The organism is Bradyrhizobium sp. USDA 3256, assembly GCF_054058275.1.
In genome coordinates this window covers 1,445,508-1,467,963 of the sequence record NZ_JBSSAE010000002.1, presented here as the reverse complement: position 1 = coordinate 1,467,963, position 22,456 = coordinate 1,445,508, and the positions used below count along the sequence as shown (strand labels likewise).

Annotated in this window: 22 protein-coding genes and 1 tRNA gene; 12 read left to right on the top strand and 11 right to left on the bottom strand. The window is 63.1% G+C overall.

Annotated features, from left to right (window positions below; all coding sequences use genetic code 11):
* Window positions 1-29 precede the first annotated feature (29 nt).
* Window positions 30-1,535 (top strand): hypothetical protein, encoded by a 1,506-nt coding sequence (locus ACVWY5_RS08670; RefSeq protein WP_028334466.1) that lies wholly within the window; start codon window positions 30-32, stop codon window positions 1,533-1,535.
* A gap of 15 nt (window positions 1,536-1,550) precedes the next feature.
* Here ACVWY5_RS08670 and ACVWY5_RS08665 read toward each other — a convergent pair whose 3' ends face one another.
* Together ACVWY5_RS08665 and ACVWY5_RS08660 are read right to left on the bottom strand one after the other, a co-directional pair.
* A complete protein-coding gene (locus ACVWY5_RS08665; protein WP_080667095.1) occupies window positions 1,551-2,402 on the bottom strand; it encodes a division plane positioning ATPase MipZ in 852 nt (283 codons plus the stop codon).
* Window positions 2,403-2,577: 175 nt separating this feature from the next.
* The gene (locus ACVWY5_RS08660; protein ID WP_028334467.1) at window positions 2,578-3,366 is read right to left on the bottom strand and encodes a crotonase/enoyl-CoA hydratase family protein; all 789 of its coding nucleotides are present in this window, start codon (window positions 3,364-3,366) and stop codon (window positions 2,578-2,580) included.
* A gap of 104 nt (window positions 3,367-3,470) precedes the next feature.
* On the opposite strand from ACVWY5_RS08660, the gene ACVWY5_RS08655 reads away from it, so the two are divergent.
* The 5 genes from ACVWY5_RS08655 (at window position 3,471) to ACVWY5_RS08635 (ending at window position 7,106) form a co-directional block, all read left to right on the top strand.
* Window positions 3,471-4,040, top strand: coding sequence for a TetR/AcrR family transcriptional regulator (locus tag ACVWY5_RS08655; protein ID WP_028334468.1), 570 nt, complete (start codon window positions 3,471-3,473; stop codon window positions 4,038-4,040).
* Window positions 4,041-4,077: 37 nt separating this feature from the next.
* The gene (locus ACVWY5_RS08650; RefSeq protein ID WP_038377534.1) at window positions 4,078-4,836 is read left to right on the top strand and encodes an SDR family NAD(P)-dependent oxidoreductase; all 759 of its coding nucleotides are present in this window, start codon (window positions 4,078-4,080) and stop codon (window positions 4,834-4,836) included.
* Between the two features lie 100 nt (window positions 4,837-4,936).
* On the top strand, window positions 4,937-5,485 hold the full coding sequence (locus ACVWY5_RS08645) for a glutathione S-transferase N-terminal domain-containing protein (protein ID WP_456671666.1): 549 nt from the start codon (window positions 4,937-4,939) through the stop codon (window positions 5,483-5,485).
* Complete coding sequence (locus tag ACVWY5_RS08640) at window positions 5,482-5,859, top strand: hypothetical protein (protein WP_456671665.1); 378 nt, start codon at window positions 5,482-5,484, stop codon at window positions 5,857-5,859. Before ACVWY5_RS08645 ends, ACVWY5_RS08640 begins: the two co-directional genes overlap by 4 nt.
* Window positions 5,860-6,071: 212 nt before the next feature.
* Window positions 6,072-7,106 carry an LLM class flavin-dependent oxidoreductase gene (locus ACVWY5_RS08635; protein ID WP_028334470.1) on the top strand — a complete coding sequence of 345 codons (1,035 nt, stop codon included), beginning with the start codon at window positions 6,072-6,074 and terminating at the stop codon, window positions 7,104-7,106.
* A gap of 84 nt (window positions 7,107-7,190) precedes the next feature.
* On the opposite strand, the gene ACVWY5_RS08630 is transcribed toward ACVWY5_RS08635, so the two are convergent.
* From ACVWY5_RS08630 to ACVWY5_RS08620, 3 genes are all read right to left on the bottom strand, one after another.
* On the bottom strand, window positions 7,191-8,762 hold the full coding sequence (locus tag ACVWY5_RS08630; protein WP_028334471.1) for a porin: 1,572 nt from the start codon (window positions 8,760-8,762) through the stop codon (window positions 7,191-7,193).
* Window positions 8,763-9,504: 742 nt separating this feature from the next.
* A complete protein-coding gene (locus ACVWY5_RS08625) occupies window positions 9,505-12,510 on the bottom strand; it encodes a DEAD/DEAH box helicase (protein ID WP_456671664.1) in 3,006 nt (1,001 codons plus the stop codon).
* 389 nt (window positions 12,511-12,899) lie between these two features.
* A tRNA-Gln gene (locus tag ACVWY5_RS08620) sits at window positions 12,900-12,974 on the bottom strand.
* Between the two features lie 221 nt (window positions 12,975-13,195).
* Between ACVWY5_RS08620 and ACVWY5_RS08615 the strand changes: the two genes are divergently transcribed.
* Entirely contained in the window at window positions 13,196-14,974 is a 1,779-nt protein-coding gene (locus ACVWY5_RS08615) for an acyl-CoA dehydrogenase (protein WP_028334473.1), read from the top strand.
* Between the two features lie 94 nt (window positions 14,975-15,068).
* Here ACVWY5_RS08615 and ACVWY5_RS08610 read toward each other — a convergent pair whose 3' ends face one another.
* Together ACVWY5_RS08610 and rpsU are read right to left on the bottom strand one after the other, a co-directional pair.
* A complete protein-coding gene (locus ACVWY5_RS08610) occupies window positions 15,069-15,410 on the bottom strand; it encodes a hypothetical protein (protein WP_321176832.1) in 342 nt (113 codons plus the stop codon).
* A gap of 85 nt (window positions 15,411-15,495) precedes the next feature.
* Window positions 15,496-15,792, bottom strand: coding sequence for a 30S ribosomal protein S21 (gene rpsU, locus ACVWY5_RS08605; protein ID WP_080667102.1), 297 nt, complete (start codon window positions 15,790-15,792; stop codon window positions 15,496-15,498).
* A gap of 498 nt (window positions 15,793-16,290) precedes the next feature.
* Between rpsU and ACVWY5_RS08600 the strand changes: the two genes are divergently transcribed.
* Window positions 16,291-16,524 (top strand): DUF6894 family protein, encoded by a 234-nt coding sequence (locus ACVWY5_RS08600; protein WP_028334474.1) that lies wholly within the window; start codon window positions 16,291-16,293, stop codon window positions 16,522-16,524.
* Between the two features lie 22 nt (window positions 16,525-16,546).
* Here the strand turns inward: ACVWY5_RS08600 and ACVWY5_RS08595 are convergent, their stop codons facing one another.
* From ACVWY5_RS08595 to ACVWY5_RS08585, 3 genes are all read right to left on the bottom strand, one after another.
* Entirely contained in the window at window positions 16,547-16,789 is a 243-nt protein-coding gene (locus ACVWY5_RS08595; protein ID WP_028334475.1) for a DUF6894 family protein, read from the bottom strand.
* A gap of 444 nt (window positions 16,790-17,233) precedes the next feature.
* Window positions 17,234-17,491, bottom strand: coding sequence for a hypothetical protein (locus tag ACVWY5_RS08590; RefSeq protein ID WP_028334476.1), 258 nt, complete (start codon window positions 17,489-17,491; stop codon window positions 17,234-17,236).
* A gap of 104 nt (window positions 17,492-17,595) precedes the next feature.
* Window positions 17,596-17,805, bottom strand: a complete 210-nt coding sequence (locus tag ACVWY5_RS08585; protein ID WP_016844538.1) for a cold-shock protein — start codon at window positions 17,803-17,805, stop codon at window positions 17,596-17,598.
* A 24-nt stretch (window positions 17,806-17,829) separates the two neighbouring features.
* Between ACVWY5_RS08585 and ACVWY5_RS08580 the strand changes: the two genes are divergently transcribed.
* Window positions 17,830-19,227 (top strand): response regulator, encoded by a 1,398-nt coding sequence (locus ACVWY5_RS08580; RefSeq protein ID WP_317250356.1) that lies wholly within the window; start codon window positions 17,830-17,832, stop codon window positions 19,225-19,227.
* A 105-nt stretch (window positions 19,228-19,332) separates the two neighbouring features.
* Window positions 19,333-20,853 carry an MASE4 domain-containing protein gene (locus tag ACVWY5_RS08575; RefSeq protein WP_160321827.1) on the top strand — a complete coding sequence of 507 codons (1,521 nt, stop codon included), beginning with the start codon at window positions 19,333-19,335 and terminating at the stop codon, window positions 20,851-20,853.
* A 1-nt stretch (window position 20,854) separates the two neighbouring features.
* On the opposite strand, the gene ACVWY5_RS08570 is transcribed toward ACVWY5_RS08575, so the two are convergent.
* The gene (locus ACVWY5_RS08570; protein ID WP_080667103.1) at window positions 20,855-21,388 is read right to left on the bottom strand and encodes an HdeA/HdeB family chaperone; all 534 of its coding nucleotides are present in this window, start codon (window positions 21,386-21,388) and stop codon (window positions 20,855-20,857) included.
* On the opposite strand from ACVWY5_RS08570, the gene ACVWY5_RS08565 reads away from it, so the two are divergent.
* Together ACVWY5_RS08565 and ACVWY5_RS08560 are read left to right on the top strand one after the other, a co-directional pair.
* On the top strand, window positions 21,369-22,124 hold the full coding sequence (locus tag ACVWY5_RS08565) for a DUF2092 domain-containing protein (RefSeq protein WP_321176833.1): 756 nt from the start codon (window positions 21,369-21,371) through the stop codon (window positions 22,122-22,124). The two genes, ACVWY5_RS08570 and ACVWY5_RS08565, sit on opposite strands and share 20 nt — an antisense overlap.
* The gene (locus ACVWY5_RS08560) at window positions 22,121-22,414 is read left to right on the top strand and encodes a hypothetical protein (RefSeq protein WP_028334480.1); all 294 of its coding nucleotides are present in this window, start codon (window positions 22,121-22,123) and stop codon (window positions 22,412-22,414) included. The genes ACVWY5_RS08565 and ACVWY5_RS08560 overlap by 4 nt, the downstream gene beginning before the upstream one ends.
* The last annotated feature ends 42 nt before the right edge of the window (window positions 22,415-22,456 follow it).

Genomic DNA, 22,456 nt, shown 5'->3' with positions numbered 1-22,456 from the left:
CGCCACAATCCGGAACGCCGCGAGGACCCGTGCGCGACCGCTGGGCTTATCCGCTCCGATGCCTCGTCGCCGTCTCGGCGATGGCAACCTTCGCGCATACGAAGGCGGCCGCGGCAGAGCTCGCGCTGAATGTCGCGACCCTGCCGCGCGTCGCGACCATCGACCCGCGCTTTCAGTCCTACAACATCGAGATGGTCGAGGTGACCGGCGGACGGTTCTGGAAGCCCTACGCAACCGCCGTCACGCGTCGGCGTGCGGAAACGGAGCGGTTCGCAGCGCGCGCTCCGATCGACCTGCATGATGGCAGGCTGCGCAAGCTAGCCGCAGCCCTCTCCCCCGCCTATCTGCGCGTCAGCGGGACCTGGGCCAACAGCACGTTTTTTTCGGATTCCGAGACGCCACCGGCTGCACCGCCGGCCGGCTTCAACGGCGTGCTGACGCGACGGCAGTGGCGGGACGTGATCGAGTTCTCGCGCGCCGTCGACGCTCCCATCGTCACGTCCTTTGCGATCAGCGCGGGCGCGCGTGACGCTGCGGGGCAATGGAGTCCCGAGCAGGCCCGGCAACTCCTCGCTTTCACGCGATCTGCTGGCGGGCATATCGCCGCGGCCGAGTTCATGAATGAGCCCGATCTGCCGGCCATCGGCAGTGCCCCTGACGGCTACGATGCCGCGGCCTACGGCCGGGATTTTGGAGAGTTTCGCGCCTTCATGAAGGACACCGCGCCCGACGTGACGATCCTCGGCCCCGGCACGATCGGCGCCGGCGCTGAGGCCCAAGCGCTTTTCGCCGCATCAGCGGCAGGCATCGACGCGGTCTCCTACCATCACTATGGCGCGCTGTCGGCCCGATGCGGCGGCGATCGCAGGGCAAGGCAGGCATTGTCGGACGAATGGCTGGCGCGAACCGGCAACAGCCTCGCCCTCTACGAGACGCTGCGCGACCAGCTTGCACCGGGAAAGCCTATCTGGCTGACCGAGACGGCCGAGACCGCGTGCGGCGGTAATCGCCTGGCCGCAACCTTCGCCGACACGTTCCGTTACCTCGATCAACTCGGACGGCTGGCCAAGGCCGGCGTTCAGGTGGTGATGCACAACACGCTTGCCGCGAGCGACTATGGGCTGCTGGACGAACGAACTCATCTGCCGCGGCCGAATTATTGGGCTGCGCTGCTATGGCGGCGGTTGATGGGCACCACCGTGCTCGATGCCGGTATCGCGGAGCGTCACGGCTTCCATGTCTATGCGCATTGCGCGCGCGACATGCCCGATGGAGTGGCCCTGCTCGTCATCAACAATGATCGGCGGATGCGGCACAAGCTCACGCTGTCGGCCGCCTCGCAACGTTACACGCTCGCGAGCGAAAAGCCTGCCGACGGCAACGTCCAGCTCAATGGCGCGACGCTTTTGCTTGGAGCCTCTGATCGCATCCCCGCGCTGGACGGCAATGCGACAGTCGCCGGAACGATCGTCTTCACACCGGCAACCATCACGTTCCTGACCGTCACCGACGCCGGCAACGCCAATTGCCGGTAGCGGCCCGACGTCGCCTTACGCCGCGTCGCGGCTGGCGTCGGAGGATTCCGGCGGACGCGCCACCAGATGGCCGAGCATGATGGCGGTCATCAGCCGTTCCATCTCGAGCCGTGCGGTGACATGCGACATGGTCGGCCGGCTACCGAGTGCGAGCTGGCTGACGTCGTCGATCGCCGTCAGTCCGCGCGGGTAGAATTCGCGGAAGATCACGCGTTCGGCCAGGCCATCGACCAGGCGGAAATTCAGGGTCTTGGACAGTTCACTCAAGGCTTCGCCGACCAGGCGCTTGTTGCGTGAACCGAGCGTGGACAGACGATTGCGCAGCACCACCCACTCGAATGCCGGCTGATCGTGTGCGCTGCGCTGGCGCCGCGCTTCCTCCACCATCGTCGAATAGTGGCTGATGCCGGTCACCTTGAAGTCGTTCGGATCGACGGTGCCGAGCACGTCGAAATCGAGGAAGCTGTCGTTGAGCGGCGTGATCAACGTGTTCGCCAGCGAATGCGTGAATGTCGTGAGATAGGTGTCGTGGCCGGGACAGTCGATGACGACGAAATCGTGCGACCGGCCGAGCCGCTCGACGATCTCGGCCAACGCGCCGCGCCCGAGCGTCTCGACCTCGCTGCTCCTGCCGCTCACCGTCTCGAAGCACATATGCGCGGGAACGCCGAGATCCAGCGAGGTTTCCCGCGCCCAAGCCCGCCGGTTCTCGACGTAGTGCGTCAGCGACTTCTGCTTGTTATCGAGATCGATGGTGGCGACGCGCTGACCCGCCTTGATCAGCGCGATGGCGACGTGCATGGCAATTGTCGACTTGCCCGAGCCGCCCTTGTTATTTCCGACAACTATTACTCGTGCGTTTGTCATGGGAATCCATACCGGACGCTTGAGTGAAAGCAGGACGAAACAGAATTTAATGAATGACTCGAATCTCCCTGATTCGACGAATCTCGACAAGAGTCGCTGCTACATTGTCGTGATCGAAATCAAGAAGCTGCGACATCATTGTCACAGCTTCTTCGAGCACGTATCGTGAACGCAACTAGCGTCCCTGAAACACAGCCGGGCGACGCTCCACGAAGGACTTGATGCCCTCGGCCGCATCTGATGTGTTGAGCACGCGTTCGCGGATCTGCGGGATGATCGCAATTGCCGCCTGCTCGCCGGCTTCGATGAACTTGCGGCCCGCCTCTTTGGTTACCTGGATTCCAAGCGGCGCATTGCGCGCGATGATCTCCGCGAGCGCCATTGCACGCTCGACCTGCTGGCCCGCCGGCACGACTTCCTGCACGAGACCGATCCGATGCGCTTCGGCGGCGGTGAACTCGTCGCACAGCAACAGGTGATACATCGCATCGCCCCACCCGGCGCGGCTGATATAGCGGAAATGCGCACCCGCCAGCGGCGCGATGCCGCGCTTGGCTTCCATCTGGCAGAAGCGGCTGTCGTCCGCGGCGATCACGATATCGCCGGCCAGCATCATCTCGATGCCGACGGTGAACACGATACCCTGCACCGCCGTGACGATCGGCTTTCGGCAGCGCTTCGACAACCCGAACGGGTCGACGTTGCCCTCCGGCACCGGCTTGCGCGTCGCCGTCGGACCGAAGAATTTCGGCATGTCGAGACCCGCGGTGAAACTGCCGCCGGCGGCGCAGAGCACGCCGACCCAGAGGCCATCGTCATTGTCGAGCAGCGTCAGCGCGTCGGAAAGCTCAGCCATCATCTCCGGACTGAAGGCATTCTTCTTCGCGGGATTGTCGATGATGATCTTGAGGATGCGGTCGTGCCGCTCGTGGCGGACCCGCCCTTCGCTCGCGCTGCCGGACATCAGTTCCTCCCTGCTTTGTGACTGGATAATTTCTGGATGATGGTTGTCATCCAGATACATGATGGTCATAATCCAGAAAGAGAGTCAAACAGGGGACAGGCGAGATGGGCCATTCCCAGGCCGAAAAGGCCAGGAGCCGTGAGCGTATTCTGAACGAGGCTGCGACGCAGATCCGCGGCAAGGGCCTCGACGCGCTCAGCATCGGCGGCCTGATGCAGCAGGTGAAGCTGACCCATGGCGGTTTCTATGGGCACTTCGCCTCGCGTTCCGACCTGATCGCCGCGGCGCTGGAACAGGCGCTGGATGCAGGCGAAGCGTCGGCTCACGCGGCGCGCGATCCCGACAAGCCGATCAACATCAACACACTGGTGCGGAGCTATCTCAGCCGCGCCCATCGCGACTCGCCCGGGTCGGGCTGCGCGATCGGCGCGCTGATCTCGGATGTCGGCCGCGCCGACGCGCAGTGCCGCGCGGTGATGGAGCCGCACATCGAATCCTTCATCGCCAAGGTCGCCGAGACGTTCGGCGACGATGACGACGGCAACGCAATCCTCGCGGTGAGTGCGATGGTCGGGGCGCTGGCGATCTCGCGCGTCCTCACCGACCAGAAGCGGTCCGACGCCGTTCTGCGCACGGTGCGCGACAGCATCGTCGCGATGGCATCCGACGAATGATTTCGCCCGCGCCGCGGGCACCTTGATGGAGCAAGCCATGAACGACCGATCCGCCCTCGAGCCGACCGCCGTGCAGGGAAGCGTGCTGATTGCCGGCGTCGGCGCATCGAACGGCCTCGGCGCGGCGATTGCGCGTCGCTTTGCTGCCGGCGGCTATCCCGTCGCGATCGCCGGCCGCAACGCCGACAAGCTCGCCGCGACGGCGGCCGAGCTCGCCGCAGGCGGCGCAACGGTCGCGCATGTGGTCGGCGACGCCTCCACGGCGGCCGATGTCGCGCGCTTCGTCGCGGCGGCCGAGAGGCTCGCACCGCTCGCGATGGCCGTGCACAATGCGGGCTCCAACCGGCCGGCGCCGTTCCTGAAGGTCAGCGAGCAGCGCTTCGAGGAACACTGGCGCGAACATGCGCTCGGCGGTTTCCAGCTGGCACAGGCCGCGATCCCCGCTTTGCTTGCGCGCGGCGGCGGCACGCTGGTGTTCACCGGCGCCAGCGGTTCACTGCGCGGCAAGGCCAACTACTCACCGTTCGCCGCCGCAAAGGCCGCGCTCCGCGCGCTGGCGCAAAGCGTGGCGCGGGAATTCGGGCCGCAGGGCATCCATGTCGGTCATGTCGTGGTCGACGGCGGTATCGAGGGCGACCGCCTGCTGAGCATGCGTCCGCAATTGAAGGATGAGCGCGGACCGGATGGCATGCTCAACATCGCGGCCATTGCCGACGCCTATTGGGTGCTGCACCACCAGCATCGCAGCGCCTGGACGCTGGAGCTCGACCTGCGGCCGTGGGCGGAGCAGTTCTGAACGCGCTGCGCCGCCCTCCTCACCGCGAATATAGGGCCGGAATCTTGTCAGCTTATGCGGCAAGGTCCGTCGAGATCGCACCCTGTCCCGGGAGAAGGCCATGTCGCAGCCCACGCCGATCCTGCACCATTTCGATCAATCGCCGTTCTCCGAGAAGATCCGCATCATCTTCGGATTCAAGAAACTCGCCTGGAACTCGGTGCGGATCTCACGGATCATGCCGCGGCCCGACCTGATGCCGATGACCGGCGGCTATCGCCGCACGCCGACGATGCAGATCGGTGCCGACATCTATTGTGACACACAGATCATCATCCGCGAGCTGGAGCGGCGCTACCCGACGCCGACGCTGTTTCCGGCAGGCAATGCCGGCATGCCCTGGGCTCGGCATGTGGACCGACCGGCCGTTCTTCCAGAACACGGTCAACCTCGTGTTCGGCTTCATCGGCGACAAGGTCCCGCGGGATTTCATCGAGGATCGCGAGAAGTTGCGCGGCGGCAAGTTCGACGTCGCCGCCATGACCGCGGCGCTGCCGCAGATGCGCGACCAGTTCCGCGCCAATATCGACTGGATCGAGGCGCAACTCGGCGACGGCCGGCCGTGGCTGTTCGGCGAGTTCAGCCCTCGCGGACGTCAGCGCCTACATGAACGTGTGGTACGCGCGGCAGAGTCTCGCCACGATGGACGAGATCATGACGTCCTTTCCGCGCGTTGCAGCATGGGAGGAGCGCATCCGCGCCATCGGCCACAGCACGCGCACCGAGATGTCGTCGGCCGACGCGCTCGAGATCGCGGCGAAGGCACGGCCGGAGTCACCTGTGTTCGGCGACCCCACGGACCCGAACGGTCGCAAGCCCGGCGACGTCGTTGCCGTGATGCCGGATGACTACGGCAAGATCCCGGTGCGTGGCGAGATCGTCTCGCTGTCGGCGCAACACATCGCGATCCGCCGGTCGGATGAGCGCGTCGGCGAGGTGGTGGTGCATTTCCCGCGCGCCGGTTTCCTGGTGGTCCCGGGCTGATTGCCGCAGGCTGCTCCCAATCGGGCCTGGAAACGCTGCGTTTCGCGGCGTGACCTTGCCGGCCCCCTGAACCGGCAATAGTTCCCATCTATCTCCAACCAAGGCTCCACAGCGCAGGCTTGCGGATAGATCCGCAGCAACCCGACCTTTCGGCCTGCGTGCGATGGGTGGCCCGTGGCGGATGCTCCGCCACGCCGACAACTGGACTGACCATGACGACCTCCGTCGAATTCGGGCTTGATACGTTTGGCGACGTCACCAACGACGCCGCCGGCACGCCGCTGCCCCATGCCCAGGTGATCCGCAACGTCGTCGACGAAGCGGTGCTGGCCGACGAGCTCGGGATCGATTTCATCGGGCTCGGCGAGCACCACCGCGCCGATTTTGCGATCTCTTCGCCCGAGACCGTGCTGGCGGCAATCGCCGCGCGCACCCAAAACATCCGCCTCGGCTCGGCGGTGACCGTGCTGAGCTCGGACGATCCGATCCGCGTCTTCCAGCGCTTCGCCACGGTCGACGCGGTCTCGAACGGCCGCGCCGAGGTGATCCTCGGCCGCGGCTCCTTCACCGAGTCGTTCCCGCTGTTTGGCTTCGACCTCAGGCAATACAACGAGCTGTTCGAGGAGAAGCTCGATCTGTTCACCGAACTGCTCAAGCAGGAGCCGGTGACCTGGCAGGGCAAGCTGCGGCCACCGCTCAAGAGCCAGTCGGTCTATCCGCCGGTCGAGCACGGACGACTGAAGACCTGGATCGGCGTCGGCGGCAGCCCGGAGTCGGTGGTACGCGCGGCGCGTTACGACCTGCCGCTGATGCTTGCCATCATCGGCGGCGATCCCAAGCGCTTTGCACCCTATGTCGATCTGCACCAGCGCGCCTATCAGCAGTTCGGCCGCGAACCGAAGCCGATCGGCGTGCATTCGCCCGGCTATGTCGCCGAGACTGACGCGCAGGCACGCGAGGAGCTGTGGCCGGACTACAAGGTCATGCGTGACCGGATCGGCAAGGAGCGCGGTTGGCCGCCGATGGGCCGCGACGAGTTCGTGGCCGAGGCCGAGCACGGCTCGCTCTATGTCGGCGCGCCGGAAACCGTTGCCCGCAAGATCGCGTCGACCGTGAAGACGCTCGGCGCGGCGCGCTTCCAGCTGAAATACTCGGCGGGCCCGCTGCCGCACGACAAGCTGATGAAGAGCATCGGGCTCTATGGCAGCAAGGTGGTGCCGATGGTGCGCGACATACTCGCCGCGTGAGGCGCCAGAACCGGCATCACAAAGCAAAACCCCCGGCGTTTTGGCGCCGGGGGCTCTGTTAGCTTGCAGTCAGATCAACCGGTGTTACCAGTTGCGCTGAGCGCGGAGCAGCAGCATGTAGGTGTTCTGGTCCTTCAGCTCGTAGACCGCGGCCGGCTTGCCGATCGTGGCGCTGCCGGGGAAGGCGACCGTACCAGCGAAGCTCTGGTCCAGACGGGTGTAGGTGAAGTCGGCCGAGAAGGTCAGGTTCTTCACCGGGGTCCACTGGGTCTGCGTGCCGAGCTGCGCGATGCTGTAGTCGGGGTTGCAGGACGTCAGGGCCGAACCAGCACCGAAGAAGTTGCTGAGCGAGCCACCCACGCCGTTGCCAGCCGGGCCGCAGAGGTAGCCCTTGGCGGTGCCGTTGTAGTTAACCTGGGCCCAAGCACCGTAGATGCTGGTGTTCCAGTTCGGGTTCCAGTTGTGCACGTAGGCACCACGGAAGCCGTAGGTCGTGATCAGCTGCTGCTGACCGCCCGTGACGAACACGCTGTCCGGAGCACTGCCGAAGCCGATGCTCTGGTAAGCACCAGGAACGTTCGTGCCGCCGAAGATGGTGTTCGCACCAGCGGAGCCGGCGAGATCCTGGATGTTATAGCGGGTCGCACCGTTGGTGTAGACACCCTGCAAGTTGATGGTGTCGCCAGGTCCGGTCGGGATGTTCTTGATCGACAAGGCCAACGAACCAGCCCAGCCCCACTTGTCGTCCGGATGACCGGTCAACTCGGTGCCGCCGTAGTAGGCCACGTGGTTGTTATGCGCGGCGAACGATGCCTGGAACAGACCCCAGGCCTGATCGACGCGCAGCATCGCGACGAGATCCGGAGCAATCGTGCCGGCATAGTCGCTGACGCCGAACGTGTTGACGTTGCCGGGAACGCCGAAGTTGACGGGCGCACCGAGGTTGGCCACACCAGCCTGGTAGTAAGCCGACTGATCCTGAGCCGACAGAGACAGCGACACGCCGTTGCCGAACTGCGCGGTGTAGGTGAACTGGTTCACGCCGGTGATCGTTCCGCCGCCGCCGACGAGACCGTCGTAGCTGTTGCCCGGATAGTTGGCCCACGGAGCCGAGAACTGCGAGACCGCCTTACCGATGGTGAAACCGGCGAACTGGATGAAGGCGTAGTAGACGCCGACCGTGCCGCCTGCAACCGCGCCGGAGTTGGCGTTGTTCGGAGCCGAAACCGCGCCGATCGGCGAGTAGACGGTCGCACCGTTGCCCTGACCGGCATAGGTGTCCGAGGTCCAGGAGAAGGTCGCATCGAAGAAGGTGCGGACCACGCCGTATTCGGTCGCGGTGCGCGTATCGATGTTCAGGTCTTCACGCGAACGCCAGGTGTAGCCGTTGGTGAAGCGGTTGTTCGCACCACCAGCGCCCGAGGTGTTGCCGGTGTGGTCCGAGTTGGTGTTCGCCAGAACGTCGACGCGCAGGTAGCCGCCCAGCTTGATGCAAGTGTCGGTGCCCGGGATGTAGTAGAATCCGGGACCATACAGGGAGCAAACCTTCACGTACTCGACCGCTTTGGCCTTGACGGGAAGATCGGCCGCCTGAGCTCCGCCGACCGCGACGAGAGCCGCCGCCGAGCCGAGGATAAGGCTCTTAACCATCTTCATGTTAAACCTCCAAGTTGCTCTATCTCAGGGAAGGTTCCGGATCCGCCGGGTAAAACACCCTCAGGTTGGTTCCCTTTGTCCCTTAAAATCCCCGCTTAGTCGCTTCGCGCCTTCGGACACACCCGCATGAACGCGAGGGACTTAAGCGAACCACCTAGAACGGGACGACCTCGGGATGCCCCCCTCCGTCGTAGTTCCATATGAGACAGAAGGCCCCCGATCACGCAACAAAAGACCGCTCGGTTTGGGGCGAGTTGCGGCTGTTTTCGGGCAAATGTTGCACAAATATCACGGGCTTTTGAATTGCGACATTTCAGCAAGCCATTGAAATACAACACAAATATTTCAGTTACCGCTATCGGGCACAAGATTGGGCAACACCGCGCGGAACGGTGTGCAAAACGCGTAGTCCTACTGAGAAAGCGAAAGCCGAAGCCGGCTTCGGCGGCACTGATTCCGGTATCCCGGGCACGACATTTCGGCCCAAAACGCCGAGATTTGAACAACATAACCCGCCCCGAATACCGTCGACTCGCGTCTGGAAGGGGGCTTTCCGATGGCTCGGAGCAGGCCGAATGACGGCGGGCGGTTTGCCGCGCATGTGCAGTAACGATGCTACATGTCACTGGGATGTCAGCGCGCAGAATCGGTCGATTTGTTCTCCGCAGCCGCAGCGCGCTGAAACATCTCTACTGTACGCGGTGCATCCGCAAGGCTCGTCTCCGACGGAGCCGCGTCGCCCTCACTCGTCCAAAATGTCCAGGAGATCCTCGATCCGCTCGAAAGGCGGCTCGTGTATGTTGTCCGAATAGAACACGCGATCGCCATCGCGCTCGAGCGAACGTGCTCTGGATTTGGGCAGCCTCCCGGGAAGGAACGTCGCCGCGACGGCCTCCGGGCCGACATCGAGCCTCACGATCCCTCGCCGCTTGCAATCGATCCTGAGCCTCGCCGCGGCAAAGAAGTCCCGACCGGCCGACGGCAGCCTGCCGAAGCGTCGCGAGGTCTCTTCCTCGAGATCTTCCAGATCGTCTTCGCTCCGGCACCTCGCGGCACGGCCATAGATTTCAAGCCGCACGGACTCCGATTGCACATAGCTCCTGGGCAGCAAATCCGCGAGCGGAAGGTTGAGATCGGGTACCCATAGATCGGCGGACCGGTCGTTGGTCTTCTCCGAGGCTTGCTTGAGAAGATGGCTGTATAGCACCGGACCGAAAACCTGCACGTGGCCGGATTGCCGTTCCGAAAGCAGATCCCCGGCGCCTCTGAGGTCGAGATCCCGCTCGCTGATCGCGAAACCGGCGCCCGGTCTGCTGAACTCCTCCAGAACGGCCAAACGCCTCCCGGATTGTTCCGAACTGGATTCGGTCAGCATGTATGCGAAGGCGCGTGTCCCGCCGCGTCCCACACGGCCTCTGAGCTGGTGGAGCTGCGCCAGACCGAACTTTTCCGGCCAGCACACCACGATGGTGTTCGCCCTGGGGATGTCGAGACCGCTTTCCACGATGTTGGTCGCCAGGAGGACGTCCGCCTCGCCCTCGACGAAACTCATCATTCGATCGTCGATTTCGTCGGCGGGCAGCCTGCCGTGCAGGCAGACGATGCGCAGCTCCGGGGCCATCGACTGCACGCGCGCCAGCATCGGATCCAGATCCTGGATGCGCGGACAGATCAGAAAGCTTTGCCCGTGACGTCGCTGCTCGCGCAGCAATGCGGCGGCAATGGCGGCGTCCGAGAGCGGAGCGATCCTGGTCGCGACCGGAAGCCGATGAACGGGCGGAGATGCGATCACGCTAAGCTCCCTGAATCCCGCAAGGCCCGCCGCTAGCGTGCGCGGAATCGGCGTGGCACTCATCCACAGCGTATGGACGCCCTTCGCCAGGCCTGAAAGCTTCGCCTTCTCCGCCGCCCCGAAGTGCTGTTCCTCGTCGATGATGACCAGACTCAACTTGGCGAACTTCACGTCCTTCGATGCGATCGCCTGCGTGCCGACCACGACCTTCATCTTGCCGCTTCGCAGGCCCTCCTTGGTCTCCTTCATCTCCGGAGACGACGTCGCCCGCGACAGGCTTCCCACTTCGATGCCAAGCGGGGCAAACCGTTTGCGGAAGGTTGCGACGTGCTGCCTTGCCAGAACGGTCGTCGGCACGACCACGGCAACCTGCTTGCCCGACAGCGCAACGGCCGCCGCCGCGCGCAATGCCACCTCGGTCTTGCCAAACCCGACGTCGCCGCAGACGACCCGATCCATCGGATGACCGGAGGCAAGATCGTCCAGCACGTCGCGAATTGCCTTCGCCTGGTCGACGGTCGTGAAATAGGGAAAGCGCGCGACGAACCGCTCATATGCGGGACCGGGAGCGACCAGCTTGGGAGCGCGCCGGCGGCGCCGTTGCGCGATGTGTTTGGCAAGCGCCTTGGCGGCAGTCTGAATTTCCTGCTCCGCCTTGGTTCGGCGCGTCCACCACGTACTGCCATCGGCCCTGTCCAATGCCAGCTTGCCGAGCTCCGCGGCATACGGCCAGATCAGCGCAAGATCGGCCGGCGGAACGAGGACGGCATCATCCCCCGCGAATGCCAGCCTGATCATCTCGCGCGATGATCCCTTCCCCACATCGAAGGTCTGCAAGCCATCGAGCACGGCCAGCCCGCGCTGCAGATGCACGACGACCGCGCCGCGCTCCGGCACGTCGGGATGATCGAAAGCCGAACTCCAGGCTCTCGCCATAGGCTGCGGATGATGCGCCCTGCTGCCGAGCACGTCGGTCGCCGTCACGACGACGAGCGGCTTGCGCCCTGAGCCGATGAAGCCGGTGTCGAAGTCGGCCAGCAGCGCGCCTGCGCCGCCTCGTCCCTTCGCCGCCACGTTCCAGTTTGCAAAGCGCTCCGCCTTGATCCCGCTCATTCGCTCCATCGCGCGCAGGTCATCCTCGACCGCCGCGACAAACAGCAGCCGCGATCCGGCGCGCTCGGTGTCGGCGACAAATCCGCGAAGAGCTTTCCGCGACGAGGCGACCTTCGAGAAGTCGGGCGTGGCGGTGAAAGCTGCCTTTCGGGGCAGCGAGCTCATCCGTCTGGTCAGCCGTTTCCAGTCAGCGGGCCCCAGATACTCGCGCTCCGCCTCCCTGCGGCCGGCCGCCTCCTTGATCGTGCTCAGCCAGCTATCAGCGTGGCCTGACACGCCCGCGTCCGCGATCCAGCGCGCACGCTCACAATAATCCGGCAGCGCCGCCCGCTGCACCCGCTTGCCTCCCAACGCGATCCGTTCGGACATCGGGTCGATGTGCAGTTCCTCCGCGTCGAACACGACGTCGTGCTCGTCCGGATCGACACCGGCGATTCTGCGGATCACGCCACCAGAATGCTCAATTCTGAACGGCCCCAGCGCGCCCGCGGGAAATACCTCGAACGTCATTCCGTGGAACAGAGCGCTGCCGGGATAATCCGCCTCTTCGTCGAGATCGTATCCCAGAGCTTCCAGACGATCCTTGAGTTCCTGCTCGGAGTAGCCCGCCCCCACCTTCAAGCTGATGCTGAGGCGCGCCGAGCTGGCGGGCAACGGCAACCGCTCCATGATCGCCTCCGCCGTCGATACCAGGAAGACCGGCTTCTTGCTCCGGGCGAGGCGCCTCAACACCGAACTGCGCCGGCCGGCGATCTCTCGTGACGGCTCCAGCCCGTCAAAGGGCAAGGTATTCAGCCTCGGGAACACCAGCACCTCGAGCGAAGGATCGAGCGAATGCAGCACGCTGCCGAGGCGCTCGGCCCTGTTCTCGCTTTCCGCAAGGAAAACGATGCCGTCCCGCCCGGACTTCTTCCACAGCTCGAGAAGATGGAGCGCCAGCATGCCAAGCGGTGAGGAAGACGAGATCCCGGAACGCGCCGATCCCTTGCTTTTCTTCTTCGCGCCAGCAGCAGCGCGGGCCTTCTTGGTATTCGCCACGTCAGATCCGTCGTTATGTCGTGATTACGATCGCCCGTTGACCTGGATCTCCGGGCGACTCGGGGCTTGTCGCCCGCCGCCATGGAAACGAAAGCGGCACAGATTTCCAGCCAGCCGGCCCAATCCGCCCGAAATGGCGGCGGGGCTCGACCGGGAAGAACGATTTCCTTTATTGAAATCAATGGCTTGTTTGCTGGCTGGGGCGGGAGGGATCGAACCTCCGAATGGCGGAATCAAAATCCGCTGCCTTACCGCTTGGCTACGCCCCAACGCGCCGATCGAAGGCCACGTCGGTCTATAGGGTGAGTCCCGCCATTTCAACAGGGCGGCGATCGAAAAGGCACGAAAGCCGCAGGATGATGACGGTACTCTTATTTATAAGCCGACGCCGCGGTGGCCGAAACAGACCGTACGATGTCCGTTCGGACTGTTGAGAGGCCGCCGGTTTCATGGGATGACAATTTGCAAACGCCTCGTCGGGAGTAACGCCATGACCTACCGTGCGCCGATCAACGATATCCTGCTGTCCCTCAATCACGGTGCGGGGCTCGCTGCCGCCGTGGAGGCCGGCCACTACGGCGATTTCGACGGCGACATCACCGCTGCGGTGCTGGAAGAAGCCGGCAAGTTCGCCTCCGATGTGCTGGCGCCGCTGAATCGTGTCGGCGACGAGCACGGCATCAAGCTCGACAACGGCAAGGTGACGACCGCGCCGGGCTGGCCCGACGCCTACCAGCGCTGGACCGCCGCGGGCTGGAACGCGGTGTCGGGGCCGGAGGCGTTCGGCGGCCAGGGCCTGCCGCTCGCGGTCAACGCCGCCTGCACCGAGATCTGGAGCGCGTCGAACGTCGCCTTCGGCCTCTGTCCGCTGCTGACGCTGTCGGCGATCGAGGCGCTCGATGCCCATGGCAGCCCCGAGTTGAAGAAGACGTATCTCGAGAAGCTGGTCACCGGCGAGTGGACCGGCACGATGCAGCTCACCGAGCCGAATGCCGGCTCCGACGTCGGCGCGCTGCGCACCCGCGCCGAACGCGCCCCCGACGGCACCTATCGCATCAAGGGCACCAAGATCTTCATCACCTATGGCGAGCACGACATGACCGACAACATCGTGCATTTCGTGCTTGCACGATTGCCCGATGCCCCCTCGGGCACCAAGGGAATCTCGCTATTCCTGGTTCCGAAATTCCTGGTCAATGCCGACGGCTCGCTCGGCGAGCGCAACGACATCCATGCCAGCGGCGTCGAGCACAAGCTCGGCATGCACGCCTCACCAACCTGCACCATGACGATGGGCGATAAGGGTGGCGCGATCGGTTATCTGATCGGCGAGGAAAACCAGGGCATGCGCTGCATGTTCACGATGATGAACCAGGCCCGCCTCGGCGTCGGCCTCGAAGGCGTCGGCATTGCCGACCGCGCCTATCAGCAAGCGCTGGCCTATGCGCAGGAGCGCCGGCAAGGGAAAGCTATCGGCCACAAGAGCGACGGGATGGATCCGATCATCGTGCATCCCGACGTCAAGCGCATGCTGATGCAGATGCGCAGCATGACGGCGGCGGCGCGCACGATCTGCTACGCCACCGCGGTCGCGCTCGACGTTTCGGTGCGCGCCAAGGACGCCAAGGTGCGCGCCGAGGCCGCTGCCCGCGGCGCGCTGCTGACCCCGATCGCCAAGGCCTTCTCCACCGACATCGGCAACGAAGTCGCCTATCTCGGCGTGCAGATCCACGGCGGCATGGGCTTCATCGAGGAGACCGGCGCCGCGCAGCATTATCGCGACGCCCGCATCACCTCGATCTACGAGGGCACCAACGGCATCCAGTCGATCGACCTCGTCACCCGCAAGCTCGGCGCCAATGGCGGCGCCTCGGTCTGGGCGCTGCTGGACGAGCTCGCTGTCGTCATCAAGCAGGTCGAGACCTCCAACGATCCGGCGTTCGGCACCACGGGCGCCAAGCTGCGCGACGCGCACGCCGCGCTGGAGCGCACCAGCAAATGGCTGCTCGAGCGCCTCGGCTCGGCGCCGAACGAGGCACTGGCCGGCGCAACGCCCTATCTGCGGCTGTTCGCCGCAACGCTCGGCGGCTGCATGCTCGCCGGCGAGGCCCTGGCCGCCAAGGCGAACGGCGAAGCCGAGCCGCAGCGCTATGTCGCGCTGGCGCGCTTCTTCGCCGAGAACATCGCCGTGCAGGCGCCGTCGCTGGAAAAGACCGTGACCGAAAGCGCCGAGGCGGTGACCGGCGCGGATGCTGTGCTGGCGGGGTAACATACTTTCCACCGTCATTGCGAGGTGAGAGGGCCCAAAGCGCTGTGGTCGCCAAAGGCCCTCCTCGCTCGTTTGATGCACACGACGTGCGGCATCACAGCTGTCGTCCCTGCGAAAGCAGGGACCCACAACCACAGCCTTCCGTTGTTGAAACGAGCTGTGGCTCCAGCTTTGCAAACCATTCGGCGCTTCGCTTGCCCGGGACGGCATCGAGTTTTGCGGCTACCGCCGAATCACACGTCTCGTCAGCGATCCGCGCGAAATTCCTCCGGGCCGTCGAGCAAGTCACGCTTGCGGGCGGCCTGATCGAACTGGCTGGCGGAATGATCTGCCATTGCGTTGATGGCCGTGCCGGCCAGGTTCTGCGCACGTCGCCGTTGATCGTCGTGCCTCGATCGAACATCCCGATCCACGGCTCGCCGACGACATATCTCATCGGAGATACGTTCCTGGAGGCATCCGTTGCCTCGATAAGATCGCCGCGTCATCCTGCACGATCCTTCCAGCAGGATCGGTACGGGCTAAGTCTCCCGTGTGCCGCCTGCTTGCTGTGGCAATTGCCTTGGCACCGAAGGTCTGGACGCCGGGAATTTGGGTTTCCGCGGAGGAGCCGCGATCAATCCATCCCGTATCGCTTGCTTGCGGGCAAGCTTGCGGGCTCGCCGCACGGCCTCGGATTTCTCTCGAGCCCTCTTTTCCGATGGCTTTTCGAACGATCTGCGGCGCTTCATCTCTCTAAAGACGCCTTCGCGCTGCAACCTCTTCTTTAGAACTCGAAGCGCCTGGTCGATGTTGTTGTCCCTGACAAGAACTTGCAACGGATCACCTCTCTCGCGGTACAACGCACATTGAATGAACACTACAATGGCCCGCTCCATCAGTGACAGAGCGGGCCGCACTACCATTCCAGTACATCCGTGGAACGGCAGCCGACCAACAACATCGCGGAAGCTTCAGCCGCGGTGCTGCAAGCACGCGTCCTCGCTTTCATCCGACGATGTCTTTGGAAAAAGGTCCCGTGGAACCGATCTACAAGGCTCAAGGCCAGTCGATCTACGAAACCTATGCACTTATCTCGGCTATGCAAGACGCAGTCGCTGATCATGAGAATTATATCCGGCGGTTCAGCCACGGCGAGATCATGGCTGAACGGCGATGGCGGCTTGACCGCGAACGCGGAGCCGGTTCCCTAAAATCTCCACCGTTGCCGAGTAGCAAATTCGCTCCAACAGGCGCAGAGTACGTCGCTGCCGGATGACTATTGAGCGCCGGCACCTGAGAGCCTGGGCAGCTCCCGCCACCAAAGGGAGCCGAAGATGGCAACCCGCTACTATTTCGATATCCGCAGCGGCGAGCAACTCTATGCCGACAAACAGGGCATCGAGCTACGCGACGAGGAAACTGCCGCGCACGAAGCGATGCAGTCATTGCTCAGCATAGCCAAGGAGAACCCGCCTTTGGACAAACACAGTCTATTGGCGTTTGAGGTCCGGACGGACGAAGGGCCGCTATTTCAGGTCAGTCTCAGTCTCGGCATCACAAGGCGCTAGCCGCTGCGTTGCGCAGCCAGACTCAAGAATCCAGCCGGCAACTGCGCCAAGCGATGGCCACCTCAAGCACGGGCCCATCGCCGTCCCGGACCTCGATGGCAATCTGATGGAAATTGTGACCGCGAAAGGAATCCCGAATGACGTCGGCCAAGGCGCGCGCAGCCTCCTCCTGAACCGCACCGAAGCTGGACATCTCCATGCCCTCTTCGTCGATCGCCAGGCCGCCGCCATCACGAAGATCGAAATAATAGCGCGTCATCGGCATGGTAATTTACCCCGGCTCTTGATTGTTCCTGCGAAGACCGGGGAATGTGGCCGGTGAGGACGGAGGCGCGCGAGCCGTCCGGGTGAGTCATGACCGCAAAAGCGAGAGAGTTCCTTGATTTCTGGATTGAAAACAGCGTCCACGCTGCCGAGCGATATGGAACGCCGGGTGCCTCGCAGGACGTTGCCGAGTTGGCGCACCGGTGCGTCGAGATGGCGGGACAGCAAGGCCTGACGGAACAGGATCTGCGTGATGCGGCCGGCGATATCACTGACTACATCAGGATCAGACTGAAGGCGGCGAACGGAAGGAGGCCGATCGTCCCAAATAGTTCGGGCAACGGCCAGGCTTCGCGACCTGAACGTAGCGGCCGAGGCCGCGAAGCAACAGGTCCGCTTCAGCAACTATCAGCGACGGACTCGAAGACGTGCGTGATTGCGCGGCTTAGCGCACGATGCGCTTGACCCGCTTGGTTCTCTTGGCAGCCACAGATGCCGCGCCTGCGGGTGCAGCGCCAGCCTGCGCGGCCGCCTCGGCGTCACGCGCTTCACGAAGAGCCCGCAGACGCACCATGTTCTTGCGCACGGCGATCGCGTCGCGCTCGACCTCAGCGATTGCCTGCGCACCGGCCTCGGCGGCAAGCCGCTGGCGCTGGGCCTTGGCCAGGCGCTCGGCAGAAAGTTCTTCCGGCTTCTTGGCCATGAGCGAATGAGCCCTTTGAAAAGCAGCGTGACCCGCTCAACCCATCAGAGGATCGAGCGGGCCGCGGCTGTCATCCCAGTACATCCGTGGAATGACAGATCGATTCAAGCCAGCCGAAGATCTTCGGCGCTGGTCTTGCCACGCATTTTGTCGATCTTGAGTTCGAACGACAGCTTCTGGCCCTCGGCGAGACCGCCAAGTCCGGCCCGCTCGACAGCGCTGATGTGAACGAACACGTCATTCGTGCCGTCATCGGGCTGAATGAAACCGAAGCCCTTCTGGCCGTTGAACCACTTCACAGTACCTGTAGGCATTTGTCTTCTCCAAAGCGGACGCACGTGAATTCGCGCTTGGTTCCGCATCATCCTTCAACCGACGATGTTCTTTGGAAAAGGGCCGCTTTGACCATTCAACAAGGCACAACGGCAAATCGAACGCCGCAAGCATACACACTTAATCCGCTAGGGCAAGTTCGGAAGCGCCCAAGCTGCGCAACGCGCACGCCGCGCTGGAGCGCATCAGCAAATGGCTGCTCGAGCGCCTCGGCGCCGAACGAGGCACTGGCCGGCGCAACGCCCTATCTGCGGCTGTTCGCCGGAACGCTCGGCGGCTGCATGCTCGCCGGCGAGGCGCTGGCCGCCAAGGCGAACGGCGAAGCCGAGCCGCAGCGCTATGTCGCGCTGGCGCGCTTCTTCGCCGAGAACATCGCCGTACAGGCGCCGTCGCTGGAAAAGACCGTGACCGAAAGCGCCGAGGCGGTGACCGGCGCGGACGCGGTACTGGCGGGGTACGACGCCCTCCCTGGCCATAGGCCGCGCCGCATTCACAGCCGTCGTCCTGGCGAAGGCCGCGACGACACCGAATGTGTTGCACGGTCAGTTCGTCATACATCCGCGTTCTCGCGACACGATCTGTCCGAGCTTTGCGCTTCGTTCCGCCCTCTCCTCAAGCAGAGGGCGCAGGGAAAGCGGAGGTGCCCGACTCCGCCGTCATCGACGATTCCCGACCGGGAGCGGACATCCATGGCTCCGCTGAAAGACCCGATCACGAAGCCCGTAAAAACCCGTGTTGTTGACACTGGAAAACACAGCTACAGGTTCCATGAATTGCAGGTTGAGCGGCTTGGTTTGCGTGGGACGATTTACCTTGTGGACGATGACCCTGAGTTCAGCGGCGCTGCCCAGCGTCTGCTGGAGCTGGCAGGCTATCATGTCCAATCCTTTCCGTCAGCGGAGCGGCTGCTGGCGCAGCAGCTCCACCAGAATAGGGTTGACTGCATACTGCTTGATGTTCGCCTGCCGGCAATCACTGGCCCCGACTTGCAGCAGCAGCTGATTGCGCAGAACGTCGAGCTCCCGATCATCTTTCTTTCCGGGTACGAAGACATACCGATCACGGTTCGTACCATCAAATCTGGCGCCGAGGATTTTCTGAGGAAGCCGGTCACGGCCGAAATTCTGCTTTCCACGATCGAACGTGCAATTGATAAGCACAAGACCTCCCAGCAGCGTCGAGAAGAAAAAGCGATTCACCGCACCAACGCGGCCAAGCTCACTCCGCGAGAGCGCGATGTGTTCGAACGGGTCGTTGAGGGCAAATTAAACAAGCAGATCGCAAATGAATTTGGTTCGACCGTGCGCACCATCAAGGCGCACCGTCAACGAGTGATGGAGAAAATGCAGGCCCGATCGCTTGCCGAACTCGTCTTGATGGCCGAGCAACTCAAGCCGAGCTGATTTCGATCTCATTCCGGCAGACGGCCATCCTCTTGAGGGACGAAGATGATTACAAGGCAAATCACGTCGCCTCACGAAGACGAATTTCCTCTGGTGATTCCTCTCATGCCCGCAACGCGCGAACATCGCCGCGCGGCCATGTGGGTGGTGGCCGCGCTGTTTGTCCTCGCCGCCTGTATCGCGCCGTTTGCGAGCGTACAGATCGGCAGGGTCGACGCATTTGTTCCAGTCCTGCAGACAGTGCTAAGCGCCGCCGATCTGCTGACCGCTACGCTGCTGTTCGGACAGTATTCTGTGCAACCTCGGCGCGGACTATTGGCCGTCGCCGGTGCATATCTCTTCAGCGGCGCGTTTGCCTTCTTGCAGACACTGAGCTTTCCCGGTGGTTATGGCCCAAACGGAATACTCGGCGATGGCTTCGATACACCGGCGTGGTTTTTTGTTTTCTGGCACACCACGTTTCCACTGAGCATCCTGGCATACACGCTTCTCAAGGATAAGACGGAGCGAGGCGCCGCCGCCCGGTCGACGAGAGCGAGCATCATAGCGACAATATGCGCCGTCCTCACCACCGTTGCTGCACTGACGTGGACCGTGACAGCGTGGGTGAACCACTTGCCGAGCTTCTACAGCGGGAGCGTTACCCTGCAAACGCGGTTCGGGAGCCAGATCAACATTGCGCTCTGGCTCGTGGGCGCGGCGACGTTGGCGGTCTTGTTCAGCCGCCGACGCACAATTCTGGACATGTGGCTGATGGTGACGCTTGTCGCCTGGATGCCGAACTTTCTCGTAGCGGCGGTCGCCAGCTCCGTTCGCTTCTCTGTCGGCTGGTACGCCGCGCGCGGCTTCGCGCTGGTAGCGAGCTGCATGCTGCTATGCGTCCTGCTAACGGAGCTGATGGTGCTGTACTCCCGTCTGGCCAGCGCGCTAATTCTCCAGCGGCGAGAACGGGCCAATCAGCTTATGAGCATCGACGCTGCGACGGCCGCAATCGCGCACGAAATCAGATCTCCCCTCGGCTCGATCACCTTGAACACGAGCATTGCGCTTAATCAGCTCGCCGCCGAGCCGCCCGACCTTGAGGAGATCGACGTTGTCCTGAAGGACATCGAGCGCGCCAGCCTGAGCGTTGACTCGACGATCACGAGCATCCGCAGTCTGTTCAAGAGCGCCTCCAATCGCTCCAGGATGCAGATCGAGGATGTGGTGTGCCAGGTCTTGCGTTTGATGCAACATGATCTGCAGACTAACCAGATATCCGTCTCGACCAGCTTTTCCGATCACCCTCACGCAGTCACGGGCAATCGGGCTCAATTGCAGCAAGTGGTGTTGAATATCGTGAAGAATGGCGTTGAGGCCATGGCGTCGATACCAGTTGATCAACGAAAGCTAACCGTTTCGACCCGTATCGACCAACGCTGGATCGTTCTGAACGTCCGGGATGCCGGAGTTGGCATACCTCAGCACACCAACGTCTTTGATGCGTTCTTCACGACCAAAGCCGATGGGATGGGATTGGGTCTCGCAATTTGTCGCACGATCATCGATCGGCATGGGGGAATGCTGGCGCTTGTTGCGACAGGCAGCCAAGGCACGGAATTTGAGGTCAGGCTGCCGATCGCGTAGCCTAGCGCGAACGGGGCATTTTAATACCGAGAGCCCGCTCGGCCGCAGACATGACCGTGGACTGCGGGCTCGTTTGGCAGAAATCCTTCACGGTCTTTGCAGCTTGCGCGAACTGATACAGGTCGACCACGGTGTTGTGCACGCTCGCGTTGTAATACCCGCTGAGCCACATGGTGACACCGGCAAAATCCTGGAAGTCGAGCCTGGCCAGCTCGCGGCAGGTCATCCTGCTCATGTCGACAACCAGCTTTTCTTCCGCCTTGCCGGACGCATTCGACAACAACAAAACCGTGATTGTGATCAGCAGCTTTCTCATATCACCCCCAATATTTGTTCGGCTCCGCATCCGGCCCGACGTCTGCTCGGCTGCCGTGCTCCCGAAATCCATTATCGTTGGACCGGCTCCTTGATTTAAATCAAGCGAGCGACGGCGCAGGTGCTCCAGACTGGTCGCGACCTTAGGGAGGACCGGCATGAACAGGAAAAGACTGCGCGCATTGCTTCGCGCTTCGGGGGTGGCTGCATCGATCGCCATAGCTGCAACGCCGATCGGTCACGCGCGTGCCGATGACTCCACGACGTTGCTGAAGGCGATGGCGGACTATACGGCCGCCCAGAAATCGATCACCGCGACGTACGATAGCGACATCGAGATCATCACGCCGGAACTACAGAAGATCCAGTTTTCCAGCTCCGGTCAGTTGAAAATGACCCGGCCCGACAAATTGAGGGTCAGACGAACCGGTGGCTATACCGATGTCGACCTGGTCTATGACGGCAAGACCGTCTCGCTGTACGGCAATAACGCCAAGGCCTATGTGCAGGCCGACGCACCCGGCACGGTCGAGCAACTTGTGGAGGCGATTCAGGCGAAAACGGGAGCAGCGATGCCCGGCACGGATCTGCTGCTCTCGAATTCCTTCGACGTACTTACGTCCGACGTCATTGAAGGGCATCATATCGGACAGGGCGTGATCGACGGCGTCGAGTGCGAGCATCTGGCGTTCCGCGGACATGACACGGACTGGCAGATCTGGATCCAGACCGGTCCGCAACCGATCCCCCGCAAATATGTCATCACCAGCAAGACCGTGGCTGGCGCGCCGCAATATACGTTGCGGATCAAGGACTGGAAGACCGATGCAATCGCTGCCGCGGACACCTTCTCGTTCAAGCCGCCGGAAGGCGCGACGAAGGTCGGACTCGATTCCGACGTCATGATCGAATTTGACGAAGTACCTGCGGGCACAATTGCTGGAGCCAAGAAATGACCAACCCACTTCGCAAGACGCTTCTGCTTCTCTTAACCGCCGTCACATTCTCGGGCACGCTGCTCTGGAATGGCAAGGGCCATATCGAGCAAGGGCTGGTTTCCACCGCGGAAGCACGGGTCGGACGACCGTTGACGCCGATGAGCTATGCCGGGGTCGCGCGCCGGACCACGCGGCGCGCCGTCTACGGCACCGCAGCCGCTGGAGCAGTAGCAGCCGGCGCCTATGTTGCCACGCCGGGGTGCGTGCAGGTGACCAACGCCTATGGTCAGGTCGTGACCAAATGCTGATGCAGCCGCGCGCGCGAGCCCAAAACATCACCCCACTCCGAG